This window comes from Actinoplanes sp. TFC3 (genome assembly GCF_001553785.1).
GTDB lineage: Bacteria > Actinomycetota > Actinomycetes > Mycobacteriales > Micromonosporaceae > Actinoplanes.
Genome location: NZ_LOJP01000001.1, coordinates 672,815 through 687,685, shown reverse-complemented (window position 1 = coordinate 687,685; position 14,871 = coordinate 672,815). Strand labels below are relative to the sequence as shown.

Sequence of the window (14,871 nt, the reverse complement as noted above, 5' to 3'; positions counted from 1 at the left end):
ATGTCAGTAGGGGATCTGCATGCTCGGACGCCGTACCGTCGCCGCCCTCGCGGGTGTCGCCCTGACTGTTCCGTTCGGCGCGGCCGCGCAAGCCGCCGCCGCCGCTCTGCCGCCGCTGGTCTCGGAGCCCGCGGCCTACGTCAATCCGCTCATCGGCAGCACCAACCTCGGCAACACCTATCCCGGTGCGGTCACCCCGTTCGGCATGCTGGCGTGGAGCCCGCAGACCTCGCGAGGCACCCAGATCTCGACCCCCGCGCCGGGCGGCTACCAGTACACGGCCACACGCATCCGGGGCCTCAGCCTGACCCACCTCAGCGGTGTCGGGTGTTCCGGGGCAAACGGCGACATTCCGATTCTGCCGTACGTCGGGGAAGTGGCCAGTTCGCCGACCGCAGATGCCACGGACGCGGTGTTTGCCAGCACGTTCTCGCACGCCAACGAGGTGGCCAAGCCCGGCTACTACAAGGTCGGCCTGGACAGCGGGGCCGGCGCGGAGCTGACTGCCACGCCGCGCACCGGGTTCGGCAAGTTCACGTTCCCGGCGGACAAGAGCGCGAGCCTGTTGTTCCGTACGTCGATGTCGGAGACCGGCAGCGAAGACGCCTCGGTGCACATCGACCCGGCCACCCAGACCATCACGGGCTCGGTCAAGGCCGGTAACTTCTGCGGCCCGCAGAGCACGGACAACTCGCACGCGTACTACACGCTGCACTTCACGGCGAAGCTCGACCAGCCGTTCAGCGCCACCGGTACGTGGAAGGACGCGGCGCTCAACCCGGGTACCACGGACGCCACCGGCGGCAGCGGCTACAGCACCAGCGGCCGGCCAAACGCGGGCAAGGGCTCGGGCGGGTACGTCACCTTCGCCCCCGGTACGACCAGCGTGAACCTGCGCGTAGCGATCTCCTACGTGAGCCTTGACGGCGCTGTGGCCAACCTGAAGGCCGAGTCACCCGACCGGCTCAGCTTCAACTCGATCGCGGCCGGTGCACGCTCGGCCTGGACGGCCCGGCTGAAGAAGATCGGCATCGGCGGCGGTACCGAGGCCCAGAAGACGACGTTCTACACCGCGCTCTACCACTCGATGCTCGAGCCGACCCTGACCAGCGACGTGGACGGCCGCTACTACGGTGCCGATGACGCCATCCACACGTTATCCACAGGACAAAAGGCCCAATACGGTACGTTCTCCGGTTGGGACCAGTACCGGGCGCAAATCCAGCTACTGGCGGTCCTGGACCCGAAGCAGGCCTCCGACTACGCCCAGAGCCTGTTCAACTACGCCACCCAGCGCGACGGCGAGTGGGACCGGTGGCTGCTGCAGCACGGCAAGACCGCAGTCATGTCCGGGGACCCCGCGGCCGCCGCAGTCGCCGGCATGTACGCGTTCGGCGCCCGCGACTTCGACGTACAGGGTGCCTTCGACTCGCTGGTGGACGCGGCCACCGTGCCGACCGCCAACGACTCCAGCGACAAGGGCTGCAACGTCGAGTGCGTCGGCCAGCGCCCGGCCCTCGACAAGTACCTCGAACTCGGCTACGTCCCCGCCGACAACTGCCACTGCTGGGGCGGTGCGGCCGAGACGCTGGAGGACGCCGCTGCCGACTACGGCATCGCCCAGTTGGCCAAGGCGCTCGGCGACGACAAGCAGCACGCAACCTTCCTCGACCGGTCGCACAACTGGCGCAACGTGTTCGACCCCGAGGCGCAGATCGACACCGGCCTGGAGCACAACATCCGGGAGAAGATCACCGAGATCCAGGCCAGTGCGGAGAATGCACCGTACGAGGGCAAAGCGCAGGCGTTCGACGGTGACAAGGGCACCAAGTGGCTGACCTTCGCCACCACCGGCTGGCTCCAGGCCAAGGTGGCGCAGCCGCTGACCGTGAACAAGTACGCCCTCACCTCCGGCAACGACGTGCCCGAGCGTGACCCGCAGGACTGGACGCTGCAGGGCTCCACCGACGGCACCATGTGGACCACGATCGACTCCCGCACCGGGGAGACCTTCGAGCAGCGCGGGCAGACCAAGGAGTACACGATCGCCGCGCCGCAGGCGTTCACCTACTACCGCCTCAACGTCACCAAGAACGGCGGCGCGGACATCGTGCAGCTCGGTGAGCTCGAACTCGCCGACCCGGCGGTGGCCACCCCGGTGCCCGACGGCGACCTGCACAAGGGCTGGATGCGCGACCGCTACAGCGACGGCACCTGGGCCGGCGGGTTCAGCCCGTCCACCGGCACCGGCTTCGTCGAGGGCAGCAGCGCCCAGTACACCTGGATGGTCTACTCCGACGTCACCACGCTGGCCCAGAAGATGGGCGGCAACAAGGTAGCGATCGAGCGGCTGGACGCGTTCTTCCGCAAGCCCGACGGCTCGTTCGATCTGAGCGCCACCAGCGGGACGAAGTTCGACGCGACCAACGAGCCGGACATCCAGACGCCGTACCTGTACAACTACCTCGGCTCCGCGTACAAGACGCAGGAGACGGTGCGGGCGATCATCAACCAGAAGTGGAACGCGACCACCGGGGGCATCCCCGGCAACGACGACGCCGGCACGATGAGCGCCTGGTACGTGTTCAGCGCGCTCGGCTTGTACCCGACCGTGCCGACCCGGGCCGAGCTGGCGCTGACCAGCCCGCTGTTCCCACGGGCGGTGGTGCACCTGGCCAACGGCAAGGACCTCACGATCGAGGCACCGCGCAGCGCCGACAACGCGATCTACGTACAAAAATTGACCGTGGACGGCAAATCCACCACGAAGGGGTGGCTAACCGCCGACAAGATCACCAAGGGTGGCAAGCTTGTCTACACGCTGGCCGCCACCCCCAGTTTGACCTGGGGCAGCGGCCCCGGCGACGTGCCGCCGCAGAACTAGCACCTGTTTCGTAAGGTGTGCCCCGGCGAGGGATCGCCGGGGCACACTTTGGTTTGTGCCTCGTGACGGTGGATACCGTTCAGGGTTGGGGGCACCGGTCCCCACACACGACAGGAGCTCTTCAAGCCCATGCCGCCCACCGACGACCTGCCGGGCTTCTTGCACGGCGTCGCCCCGATCCTCGACCGCTGGGGCTACCTTGCCGTGGCCGCTGTCATCGGAGTGGAAAGCTTCGGCGTCCCCGCCCCCGGCCAGACGATCATGGTCGCCGCGGCCATCTATGCGAGCTGGGGCCGGCTCGACATCTGGGTTGTCGGCTTGATCGCGTTCGTCGCGGCCGTGGTGGGCGACAACATCGGCTACTGGATCGGCGTACGCGGCGGCCGCAAGGCCGTCCACCGCTTCGGCAAGTACATCTTCATCACCCCGGCCCGCCTGGAGAAGGCGGAGCAGTTCTTCGCCCGGCGCGGCAACCGCATCGTCGTGGTGGCCCGCTTCATCGACGGCCTGCGCCAGCTCAACGGCGTGATCGCGGGCATCACCGCGATGCCATGGAAGACGTTCCTGCTCTACAACGCGATCGGCGCAGCCCTGTGGGTGGGCTGGTGGACAACCATCTCGTACCTGCTGGGCCCCAAGCTCGGCGACCTCATCGAGCAAGCTCACCACTACACCTGGTACGCGGTCGGCGCGGCGGTCCTGGCCATCGGCGCCTATGTCTTCCTGCACATGCGGCACATCCGCAAACGCAAGGCACGCACAGCCGCCACCACGATTGAGCGGAATCCTTCCGGGTAGGCCAAAAGGTAAGACCGGAGGGAGTGATAGCAGTGACCGCAACCGCCCAACCCATCGACCGCCGCCGCGAGCGGGCCGGAACCGCGGGCGCCGCCGCCGAGAAGGCCCAGGCGGCCGTCACCGACATCGACAACCAACTCAAGACCATCGCCGGACTGACCGAGCAGCAACAGCAGGCGCTGAACCACGCCGTCGAGGAGGCGGCCCGGCTGAAGCGTTCGCTGAAGGCGGCGGACAAGCGCAGGAACGAGCTGCTCAAGCAGCGCCGCAAGGCAGCGGCCAAGGCCGAGGCGGCGAAGACCAAGGCCCAGGCTGCCGAGGCGAAGTACGACAAGGAAATTCTGGCCGACCTGGTACGCCGGGAGAAGCAACGCGACCGGTCCTCGTCGGATGCGTCGTCTTCGGGTACGTCTTCCTCGGGTGCGCCCTCTTCGGGTGCGGCTTCTTCAAGCGGGACTGGCGGCTCGGCTGGGGCGGCGGCTTCAGCGCCGGGCAGCACGGCCGGGGAAGCTGGTTCGGAGGAGCGTGGTTCGGCCGGACAGCCCGCGAGCCGGCGTCCGCTGGGCAGGCGAGGCTCCTCGCCACCGCGGGAGCAGTCGCAGACCGCCTCGTCCACCGCACGCAAGGTGGCGGCCAAGGTAACCGCGGCCAAGGCAGCACCGGCTACCCGCCGCGGCCGCCGGACCGTAGCCGACCCGGCGCCGGAGCCGGAAAACCCCGCCACCGCGACAGCCCGCCGGACCGCCGCACGCCGGACCGCAAACTCCTGACCCGACAGAACACGCCGCGGCGGCCCACCCGCCGCCGCGGCAAACGGCCTTCGTTTCAGCCACCATCGAGGTGCAGGCACCATAATCACCCCATGCAACGATTCGCTTTTGCGGGGCGTACGTGTGTCATCACCGGTGCGGCCAGTGGGATCGGGGCCGCGTTGGCTCTCGATCTGGCCCGCCGCCGAGCTGTGCTTGTCCTCGTTGACCGGGATGCTGAGGGGCTGGCCAAGGTGGCCGGCCAGGCTCGGGAAGCCGGTGCACGCGACGTCAGCACCGAGGTAGTGGATCTGGGTGACGGCGGCGACCGGCTGGATCTCGCCGCGCTGGTGCAGGAACGCCACGGCGGCGCCGACCTGCTCGTCAACAACGCCGGGGTGGCCTTGAGCGGCACGTTCGAGCAGGTCAGCCTGGCCGACTTCGACTGGCTCATGGAGATCAACCTCAACGCCGTGGTACGTACGACAAAGGCGTTCCTCCCCCAGTTGCTCGCCCGGCCCGGCTCGCACGTCGTCAACCTGTCCAGCCTGTTCGGCCTGGTGGCGCCGCCGGCTCAGGTGGCCTACGCGACCAGCAAGTTCGGTGTTCGCGGCTTCTCCGAGGCGCTGCGGCACGAGCTCACCGGCCGGGTCGGCGTGACCGTGGTGCACCCCGGCGGTGTACGGACGAACATTGCCTTGCACGCCCGGCTCAGCGGCCCCGACCTCGACGGCAAGCAGGCGGCTCAGGCGCGCTCGTTCAGCGAGAAAGCGCTCACCATGCCGCCGGAGGAGGCCGCACGCCAGATCGTGGCCGCCATCCAGGCTCGCAAGCCGCGGCTGGTGATCAGCACCGCGGCCAAGGCAGCCGACCTGCTGGCGCGGGTTACCCCTGCTCACTACTGGGATGTGATCGCCCGGTTGATTGCCACGAAGGGCCTGTAGGTCTCCGCTGTCATCGCCATGTCGGTGATATATCGGCGGCATGTCAGCGTGCGGGCGCAGGCTGATGGGCATGACAGCAGATCTGATCATCGAGGCCGAGGGTCTCGAAAAGAGTTTCGGGTCTACCCGGGCGCTGCGGGGCGTCGACCTGACGGTCCCGCGCGGCACTGTGCTCGGCGTGCTCGGGCCCAACGGCGCCGGGAAGACCACCGCCGTACGCATTCTGTCCACGCTGATCAAGCCGGACGCCGGGCACGCCCGCATCGCCGGCTACGACGTCGTCAAGGACGCCGAGCGGGTCCGCCAGTCGATCGGCCTGACCGGTCAGTACGCCTCGGTTGACGAGGATCTGACCGGGCGGCAGAACCTGGAACTGTTCGGCACCCTGCTCGACCTGGGCCGCGATGGTGCCCGCAAGCGCGCCGCCGAGCTGCTCGAATGGTTCGACCTGACCGCCGCGGCCAACCGGATGGCCAAGACCTATTCCGGCGGCATGCGGCGCCGGCTGGACCTCGCCGCGAGCCTGGTCGGCTTCCCCGACGTGATCTTCCTCGACGAGCCGACCACCGGGCTGGACCCGGCCAAGCGCGAGGACATGTGGGACGTGGTGCGCTCGCTGGTCACCAACGGCGCGACGGTGTTGCTGACCACGCAGTATCTCGAAGAGGCCGACGCGCTGGCCGACGAGATCACCGTGATCGACCACGGCAAGGTCATCGCCCACGACACCCCGGACGGGCTCAAGCGCATCGTCGGCGGCCAGACCCTGGAGGTGCGCCCGGCCGAGTTCAGCGACCTGCAGCAAGCCGCAGCCATCCTGAGCGAGGTCTCGTCGGGTGCGGCGGCCGACGAGATCCGCAAGGGCGTGCTCGCGGTGCCCGTGGAGGGCGACAAGGCGATGACCGAGGCGGTGGCCCGGCTGGCCGGCGCCGGCATCGCGGTCACCGAGCTTTCCCTGCACCTGCCCAGCCTGGACGAGGTCTTCTTCACCCTGACCGGCCAGCCCAAGAAGGAAGAGGTGGCGGTCTGATGACTACCCTCAACGTCGCGCCCGCCCGGGTCACTGCCAACCCGCGGCCGTTCCGGCTGGTGCGCCATTCGCTCGCGCTGGCGAAACGAAGTTTGATCAAGACATACCGTACGCCCGAAGCGCTCATCGACGTCACGATCCAGCCCGCGCTGTTCCTGATCATCTTCGTCTACATCTTCGGTGGCGCGGTCAGCGGCTCCACCCATGACTACCTGCAGTTCCTGCTGCCCGGCATCCTGGCCCAGACCATCGCCACCGGCTGCATCGCGATCGGCGTGAACCTGAACACCGACCTGGCGAAGGGCATCTTCGACCGGTTCCGCTCGCTGCCGGTGCCGCGCTCGGCGCCGCTGGTCGGCGCGGTGCTCGGGGACATCGTGCGGTACATGATCGTCACCGGGGTGACGGTGGGGTTCGGCTACATCCTGGGCTTCCGGATCACCACGGATCCGCTGCGGGCGCTGGCCGGCTGTGCGCTGGCGGTGTTGTTCGCGCTGTGCCTGAGCTGGTTGCCGGTGTTCGTGGCGATGAAGGTGCGCACCCCCGGCGCGGTGCAGGGGCTGATGTTCGCGCTGATCATGCCGCTGAGCTTCGCATCCAATGTGTTCGTCTCGCCGGACACGCTGCCCGGCTGGATGCAGGGGTTCGTGGACGTGAACCCGCTGACCCACCTGGTCGGGGCGGTACGCGGGTTGTTCCTGGGCAGCCCGCTCGGCTCGCATATCTGGTGGACGCTCGCCTGGTGCGCCGGATTCGTCATCATCTTCATGCCGCTGGCGCTGCGGGCGTACCGGAAAAAGGTCTAAAGGATGTGGGTCATCAGTTCGCGGATGCGGGCGGTGGCGGCGGACACGGAGGTCAGGCGGTGGTCCTCGTTGGCGAGGGGCGCCGCCATCCGGGCGAACTCGGCAGGGGTGAACATGGTGGTCAACGACCCGCCGGTGCGGATGCCGAGCGCCCACAGCTCCCGGGCGGCCACGTCCTCGCCGCGATGATGCGCCAGCAACGCACCGCCGATCGCCCACGCCCCCACCATGGGAAGGTCGATCGCGGTCCCGCTGTCCTCGCGGGCCCGCGCGAGCAACGTGGCGGCGGTGAGATCCGCGCGCGGCACGGGATGATCCGCCGCGACGGCCAGGTACAGGATCGCCGCGGAGATCCGGAACAGCACCCGTTGCTGCGGCTGCGGGTCGGTCAGATCCTGCGCCGCCAGCGCGATCCGGGCGGCACAGGCCAGCATCTCGTCCCAGTCCTGGCGCTGCCAGGCCAGGTTGGCCAGGCCCAGGTATGCCTGCGCGTGATCCCACTCCTGACCCGGTTCGGCCTCCACAGTGGCCCGCAGCCGGCCCTCGGCCTCGGCGTCCCCGGTCAGCGCCAACTGGATGTCGAGCAGCACCTGCATCGACCGGGCGTCCTGCGCCGCACCGATCAGCTCCATGTTGTGCACGCTGCGCGTCAGCCAGTCGACAGCCGTGCCGTCGGCCCGCGCGGCCAGGGAGTTGCCGACCGCCTGCGCGGTCATGCCCATGCCCCAGTGGTCACCCGCGGCCTCGAAGCACGCGTAGGCCTGCTCGGCGTCGAAGGCCATGGTCGTGCCGTCGGTCAGCTCGCTGATCGCTGCGCGGGCGAACATGCCGAAGCCGCGCACGAACGGGTCCTCGTCCATGACAAGCGCGTCGGCCTCGGCCCGAGCTCTGTCCGACTGCAGATCCATCAGCACCGGCAGCAACCGGGACAACTGCGTGTTGCGCGGTGACACCTCGGCACCCCGCTCGGCCAGCACGGCTCGCAGCACGCGCAGCGCGAGCACCGACAGCCGCAACGGCCCCGTGATGCCCGCGTTGACGACGATGAGCATGCAGACCCAGACCAGCCGGTCGGCGTTGATGCGCGGGTCGGTGTGCAGGGTGGACCGGCGCCGTGCCGGGATGTCGTCGACGTGCAGCATCGGCCCGGCCCACTCGGTCACCTCGAGATGCAGGCCGCGGATCATGAACAGGTAGAACAGCGGCGCGGCCACGTCCACGGCGGCCGGCTCGTCGCCGGTGGTCACCGCCCAGCGCAGCGCGGCGAGCAGGTTCTCCTGTTCCCGGGCGCCGGTGGCGAGCGTCTCCAACTGCCGCGCCCCGACCAGGCCGCCGGTCAGTTCGACCGCTGTGGCCCGGGCCCACGACACCAGCCCGGTCATGGCCGGGGTGCGGTTGGCGAGGCGGGCTTCGCCGTACTCGCGGACGGTTTCGAGCATGCGGTAACGGTTTTCTTCCAGGCGCAGCAGGGACTGCTCGACCAGCACGGCCAGTCCGCGGTGCACGTTGGGACGCCCGGCGACGGCGGCGGCGGTCGCGGCGGTGAAGGGCGCGGGGACCACGGCCAGGCGTTGCAGCAGCTCGCGTTCGTCGGGGGCGAGCAGTTCGCGGCTCCAGTCGACCATGGCCCACAGGCTGGCGTGGCGTTCGGGCAGGCCGCGCAGGGCGTCGTCGAGCAGGGCGAAGCGGTTGGTCAGCCCGGCCAGCACGTCGTCGATGGGCATGTGGCGCAGCCGGGCGGCGGCCAGTTCCAGGGCCAGGGGCAGGTTGTCGAGGCGGTGACACAGTCGCAGGGCCTTGTCCTCGTCAATGGACATGGCACCACCGGCGCGGGCGCGGGCTTGCAGCAGGGCCAGGGCCTCGGGGTCGGGCAGCATCTCCAGGCGGTGCACGATCTCGCCGGCCAGTCCGAGGGGCGCGCGGCTGGTGGCCAGCACCGCGAGGTCGGGGGCGGCGGCCAGCAGGTCGGCGACCACGGTGGCGGTGGCGTCGAGCAGGTGCTCGCAGTTGTCGAGCACGAGCAGCCCGTCGAGTTCGGCGGCGATGGCCTGCAGCCGTTGCTGCGGGGTCAGCATGCGCCGGTCCAGGGACACCCCGCCCAGCACGGCCACCACGGCGGGCAGCACCTCGGCAGGTTCGCGCAGCCCGGCCAGCTCGATCACCTGGACCACCCCGGTGGCCCGGCGCGCCACCTCGGCGGCCAGCCTGGTCTTGCCGGCGCCACCGGTGGCCACGATCGTGACCAGCGGCGCTTCGGTGAGACCGGCCAGCACGGTGGCCACGTCCTGTTCACGGCCGACCAGCGCTGTCCCGGGTCGCCGCCAGGACGCGGGCATCGCCGAGCGCGGCATGCGCCGGGGCGACGGGGCAACCGTCAGCTCACCGCGCAGCAGGGCCACGTGCGCCTCGGCGAGCACCGGCGACGGGTCGGTGCCGTAGCGGTCGGCCAGCTCGGCGCGCAGGCGTTCCACCAGGTCCAGCGCCTCGGCGTCGCGGCCCTGCGCGGCAAGCACCCGGACCAGCAGCGCGGCCGCGGGCTCATCCGGTGGGGTGCGGGCGACCAGGCTCCGCAGGTCCTCCTCCTCGTACGAACCGGCCCCGGCCAGCGCGCACTCGGCTCGCAGCATGGCGACCTCGCCGAACAGCCGGGCCGCCTCGGCACCGGCCTCGGGGAACAGGGCGCGGGCCTCGTCGGCGGCTTTGCGGGCGGCAATCGGGTCGCCGGCGCGCAGGGCGGCGTGCGCCCGATCGGCCAGCACCCGGGCCACGGCGATGTCCGTTTCGACCTGATCTGCCGGGGTGCGGTAACCGCCGGGAACGGCGACGACGGGGACGCCAAGCCTTCGTACCCGCGACACCAAAGCCTGCACCGCGCCGGCGGCGTCCTCGGGTGGGTCGCCCTGCCACACAGCGTCGGTCAGGGTCGCGGTCGGCACCGCCCGGCCCCGCGCCTCGATCAGCTCACGGATCACGGCGGCCAGGCGCTCGCCGCGCACCGGCTTCCCGTCCACGGCCAGCGGGCCGAGCGTAGTGATCCGCACCTGTGCAGGCTACGGCGTGCGGTCCAAGAGCGGCGCAAGGCCGTCCAGCAAGCGGGCCAGCCCGAACTCGTACATGTGGTCCGGGTCGTACGCGCCCTGGTGGGCCTGGCCGGCTGCCTCGCCGACCCGGGTGGCGAGCGGGTAGTCGGCGGGGTTGAGCACCCGGGCCAGCAGCGGTCCGGCCGAGGCCCACCACTGCTCGTCGGTGAGCGCGGTCGCCTGACGTACGGCCTGCGCCTCAATCGCGGTGCGGGCGCTGGCGTGCACGAACGTGAGCAGATAGGTGAGGCAGTCGTCCAGTTGCACGTCGGTGAGGCCATGGCCGTCGAGGGCGGCCAGTTCGTGCTCGTACTTGGCGATCGCGCCCGGACCGAGCACCGGACGCTGGGTCGACACGGTGGTCAGCCACGGGTGGTCCTGGAACAGGGCCCGGTTGTCCTGGGCCACCGCGGTCAGCCGGGCCCGCCACGGCTGGCCGGTCGTGGCGGTGCGGGACAGGTGGGCGTACACGGCGTCGACCATGAGGTCCAGCAGCTCGGCCTTGCCCGGCACATGTGTGTAGATGGTCATCGGCGAGGTGTTCAGGGCCTGGGCCACCCGCCGGATGGTCAGCGCGTCCAGCCCGTCGGCGTCGGCAACCTCGATGGCCGCGCCGATCACCTGGTCCAGTGTCAGGGCGCGGCGCGGGCCCTTGCGCGGGATCGCCGACTCGTCCCGCCAGAGCAGGGCGATGGTCCGGGCCGGGTCCCCGGCGTTCGTCATTTCGCGTGGCACTCTGTACATAGTACGGAGTACTGTTCCGGCCATGCAGATCACCGCCACCGCCGTGTCCCTGACCGTCGACGACGCCGAGGCCTCCAGCGCGTTCCTGCAACGGCACTTCGGCTTTCACGAGGTGATGGCCGCCGACGGGTTCGCCTCGCTGACCCGCGACGACGTCGGCCTCAGCGTCGTCTACCTGCGCCGCGGGCTGGCCACCCTGCCCGCTGACCAGCGCGACGAGCACACCGGCGGGCTGATCCTCGCCTTCGAGGTCGAGGACCTGGAAGGCGAGCTGGCCCGGCTGCAGCGCGAAGGGGTGGCCATCACCATGCCGCTGATCAGCGAGGAGTGGGGTGAGCGGGCGTTCCAGGTACGCGACCCCAACGGCGTGATCGTGCAGCTGGTCGACTGGAACGCGGCTGCTCAGTCGAACCAGGCGTAGCGCTTGCGGTTCTGACCGGCGACGGTGGTGAAGTCGCCACCGGCGCCGAGGACCTTGCGGGTGCCGTCAACGGCCAGGGTGCGTACCCCGATCACGCCGTTGGCCTGCGGCGCCCAGCCGGTCAGTTCCCCGGTCCGGGAGATCGCCGCGAGCTTGACCCGCGACACCGAACCATCGGTGCAGGTGCCGTGGGTGCCGTTGCTGGCCGTCGTGCAGGCCCGATCGAAGTGGCCGCCCACGAAGACGGTCCCGCCCAGCACGGCGATCGCGGCGGCATCGCCATCGAAGACCCGCTCCCAGCGCATCGACCCGGCGGTGGTGTACGCAACAGCCCGGCCGCCCTGCCCGCCGGTGGCCGCGTACACCCCGGCCGAGTCGGCGGCGATCGCGTTGACCTGGGCCGGGGCCCTGGGCAGGAACTTCTTGTCGACAGCGCCGGAGGCCGAGACCGCGGCCAGGCGCAGGGTGCCGTTGACGCTGCCGAGCTTATGGAACGCGCCGCCGACGTACACCGTGGTGCCGCTGACCGCGAGGGCGCGCACGGCGTCGTCGGCGGCGGGCTTGAACTTGGCGTCCAGCAGCCCGGTGGCCAGCGAGAACGCCGCCAGGTTGCGCCGGCTCGAGCCGTTCACCGCCGAGAAGCTGCCGCCGGCGTAGAGCCGGCCGTTGCCGCTGGCCAGGGCGTACGGGGTGCCGGTGACCTTGGGTGCGAACGGGCCGACCGCCCCGGTGATCGGGTCGAGGCTGACCAGGTTGTCACGCGACGAGCCGGAGATCTTGGTGAAGTCGCCGCCCGCGAACACCGCGGTGTCGCTGACGGTCAGCGCCCGGACCACGCTGTTCGCGCTGGGAGCCCAGTCCAGCAGCTTGCCCGACGCCGAGTCGAAGGCGGCCAGCCGGTTGCGGGTGTAGCTGCGCCCGCCCCAGGAGACGCTGGTGAACGAGCCGCCGGCGTACACCGTGCCGCCGCGATAGGCCAGCGCGTACACCGAGCCGTTGAACAGCGGCGCCTTCTCGGGTTTGGCGCTGATGGCCAGCGCGGGACAGGCGACCGCGACGGTCAGGGCGACAACAACTAAACCAATAAAACGGATAAAACGCACAAATCAATCAACCATCGCGGGTACGGGAAAGTCGCGCCGCCGCGCCGTCCCGCTCGCGCCGCACCGGCTCCAGGACCGGCGGCTCCCCGGCCGTGATCTCGTCGGAGCGCGGGGTCTGGGTGCGCAGCCCCAACTGGGCCAGCCAGTCGACGAGCTGGCGGTGCACGGCGTCCGGGCCGATCAGGTCGGCCTGGGTGACCTGCCACTCGGCCGGGTGCACCAGCATCGCCTCGGTCTGCCAGCCGCCCAGCCCGCCGTGCGAGCCGACCAGCTCCTCGAAGGCGGCCACCTCACTGGTCACCGGGTCGACGCTGCTGATCAGCACCAGGTCACCGACATGCTCGGCCTGCTGGTGGCGCAGCAGGTCGGCACGGGTGTGCGGGCCATACTGCTCCAGCGGGTCGACGCCGACGATCTCGCCGTCGGTGAGCCGGTGCCGCCCGGCCGGCCCGTACGCGACCGGCTCGCCGTCCTCGCGCACCACGACCAGGCCAACCCCCGGGTGCCCGGCCAGCCCGGAGACGAGCTGCGGGTAGACCTCGTCGATCTCGTTTTTGTCCAGCCGGTGCTCGAAGCGGGTCAGGTAGACCAGCGCCAGGTTGCCCGACGACACGACCAGCAGCGGCGCCGCCGGCGTCACCGGGAACTCCGGCTCCCTGGTGGCCTCCTGCTCGGCCGGAACGCTCGGGGCCTGGGCCGGGTCCGGCGCGGAGAACCGCTCGACGGCCTGGTCGAGGGTCTCGCCGTAGCGCTGCAGAAACGTCGCGCCCTGGCTCTGCCCGTGATCGGAGAGCACCACGATCCGATACGCCCGAGCCGCCTCGGCCCCCAGCCGTTCGAGCACGCCCAGCATCCGGTCCAGGTTCTCCAACTGCCGCATGGACTCGGGCCGGGCCGGGCCGGCGTGGTGCGCCACCTCGTCGTAGTCGACCAGGTCGCAGTAGACGGCCGGGGCACCCCGGGCCATCTGCTCGGCGATCAGCGACACGTTGACGTCGCGCAACAGCATCGCGGCCGGTCGCAGCGCGAGGAAGGCACCCGAGCGGCTGACCCGGGGCAGCAGGTTACGCCGCCGCTGCAGCCGCGCCTGATACAGCTCGGTGATCACCTCGCCCACGCCGAGCACGAGCGCGCGGGTGAAGCCGAACGGGCTGGCCATGAACGCCGCCCAGCCCCGCGCCGACCGGCCCGGCAGCGCCGCGTGGCTGACCGTGAGCAGGTTGATGACCGCGTCGCCGGAGAACGCATTGCCGATGCTCACCCCGCCGTCGCGCAGCAGCCCCCGCCCGTCGGACAGCCGCGGCTGGATCTGCGCCGCGTCGCGGGGCCGGTTGGACACCATCAGCTTGCCGGTGCTCTTCTCGTACCAGCGGAAACCCGGGATCTTGCGGGCCGAGCCGTGCAGGATGCCGGCCTGCGAGGCCGGGGTGGTCGACGGGATGCCGGTGTGCCAGCCGCGCATGGTGTGCGTGCCACTGCGCAGCCAGCGCCCGACCGTGGGCAGGTTGCCGGCCCGCACCGCCCAGCGCAGCACGGGCTCGCTGACCCCGTCGAGCTGGACCATCAGCAGGCCCGGCTCGGTGCCGGCGGCCGGGCGGCGGAAGGTGAGCAGCCGCCCACCGGCCTGGCGGGCCTGGCGGCGCCGGATCCCCCGCATGAGCCGGCGAGCCTCGCGGATGAACGTGTCGTCGGTGCCGCTGTCGACCATCCAGTCGAGGATCGCGGCGCCGACCACGGCCAGCAGCGCGGCGACCCCGACCGTGGGCCAGCCGCTGAGCCGCTTGGACGGGTCCAGCTCCAGCGCCACCGCCATCACGATGACCTGGGCGACTACGCCGAGCAGCATCGCTCCCCAGCCACCCAGCGCGGTCACCCCGAACAACAGCAGCGGGCGCAGCACCGCGCCGACCGCGGCGACCAGCACGACCAGGCCGATGGTGTCGAAGACGTCGGTGCTGCGCACGCCCGGCATGAGCCAGAGCGTGAAGGTCAGCACCAGGAAGGTGATGATGCCGTTGCGCAGCACCGCCTTGACCCGGTCGAGCACCCGCGGCCAGGCGAACAGCGCCCGCAACTCGCCGGCGCCGCTTCCCCCAGGTTGTACGGCCACCGGAAAACGATCGCACAGCCCGCACCGGCCGCGCGCGCGGCGGTAGCCAAGGACACGTCAGGTTCCGGACATCACTCGATCGGGGCTGTGTCCGAAATGCCCGGCAGGGCGACGGTAGCTTCGGCGCCAGCGAAACGGGGAAGGGAGACCCACGTGCGGGTCAAACCCGTCTTGGCCGCGCTGGCTCTGCTGCTGGCCGGCT

General features: G+C 70.6%; 11 protein-coding genes. 7 read left to right on the top strand and 4 right to left on the bottom strand.

What is annotated here, in order from left to right; genetic code table 11:
- Positions 1-19 precede the first annotated feature (19 nt).
- The 6 genes from TFC3_RS02960 to TFC3_RS02935 all read left to right on the top strand — a co-directional run bounded on the left by TFC3_RS02960 (position 20) and on the right by TFC3_RS02935 (position 7,211).
- Entirely contained in the window at positions 20-2,884 is a 2,865-nt protein-coding gene (locus TFC3_RS02960; protein ID WP_067495241.1) for a GH92 family glycosyl hydrolase, read from the top strand.
- Positions 2,885-3,013: 129 nt separating this feature from the next.
- Positions 3,014-3,682: a DedA family protein gene (locus TFC3_RS02955; protein WP_067495238.1), complete on the top strand. Its 669-nt coding sequence runs from the start codon at positions 3,014-3,016 to the stop codon at positions 3,680-3,682.
- Positions 3,683-3,714: 32 nt separating this feature from the next.
- Positions 3,715-4,452 (top strand): hypothetical protein, encoded by a 738-nt coding sequence (locus TFC3_RS02950; protein WP_067495235.1) that lies wholly within the window; start codon positions 3,715-3,717, stop codon positions 4,450-4,452.
- A gap of 92 nt (positions 4,453-4,544) precedes the next feature.
- Positions 4,545-5,375: an SDR family oxidoreductase gene (locus tag TFC3_RS02945; RefSeq protein ID WP_067495232.1), complete on the top strand. Its 831-nt coding sequence runs from the start codon at positions 4,545-4,547 to the stop codon at positions 5,373-5,375.
- A gap of 70 nt (positions 5,376-5,445) precedes the next feature.
- Complete coding sequence (locus TFC3_RS02940; protein ID WP_067495229.1) at positions 5,446-6,405, top strand: ATP-binding cassette domain-containing protein; 960 nt, start codon at positions 5,446-5,448, stop codon at positions 6,403-6,405.
- A complete protein-coding gene (locus tag TFC3_RS02935) occupies positions 6,405-7,211 on the top strand; it encodes an ABC transporter permease (RefSeq protein WP_067495226.1) in 807 nt (268 codons plus the stop codon). The genes TFC3_RS02940 and TFC3_RS02935 overlap by 1 nt, the downstream gene beginning before the upstream one ends.
- Here the strand turns inward: TFC3_RS02935 and TFC3_RS02930 are convergent.
- Both TFC3_RS02930 and TFC3_RS02925 read right to left on the bottom strand, forming a co-directional pair.
- Positions 7,208-10,252 carry a BTAD domain-containing putative transcriptional regulator gene (locus TFC3_RS02930; protein WP_067495223.1) on the bottom strand — a complete coding sequence of 1,015 codons (3,045 nt, stop codon included), beginning with the start codon at positions 10,250-10,252 and terminating at the stop codon, positions 7,208-7,210. The genes TFC3_RS02935 and TFC3_RS02930 overlap by 4 nt on opposite strands.
- A 9-nt stretch (positions 10,253-10,261) precedes the next feature.
- Positions 10,262-11,035, bottom strand: a complete 774-nt coding sequence (locus tag TFC3_RS02925; protein WP_067495220.1) for a TetR/AcrR family transcriptional regulator — start codon at positions 11,033-11,035, stop codon at positions 10,262-10,264.
- A gap of 22 nt (positions 11,036-11,057) precedes the next feature.
- Between TFC3_RS02925 and TFC3_RS02920 the strand changes: the two genes are divergently transcribed.
- Positions 11,058-11,456: a VOC family protein gene (locus TFC3_RS02920; RefSeq protein WP_067495217.1), complete on the top strand. Its 399-nt coding sequence runs from the start codon at positions 11,058-11,060 to the stop codon at positions 11,454-11,456.
- On the opposite strand, the gene TFC3_RS02915 is transcribed toward TFC3_RS02920, so the two are convergent.
- Positions 11,438-12,559, bottom strand: a complete 1,122-nt coding sequence (locus TFC3_RS02915; RefSeq protein WP_067495213.1) for a hypothetical protein — start codon at positions 12,557-12,559, stop codon at positions 11,438-11,440. The two genes, TFC3_RS02920 and TFC3_RS02915, sit on opposite strands and share 19 nt — an antisense overlap.
- A 7-nt stretch (positions 12,560-12,566) precedes the next feature.
- Positions 12,567-14,669, bottom strand: a complete 2,103-nt coding sequence (locus TFC3_RS02910; protein WP_067495210.1) for an alkaline phosphatase family protein — start codon at positions 14,667-14,669, stop codon at positions 12,567-12,569.
- Between the last annotated feature and the right edge of the window lie 202 nt (positions 14,670-14,871).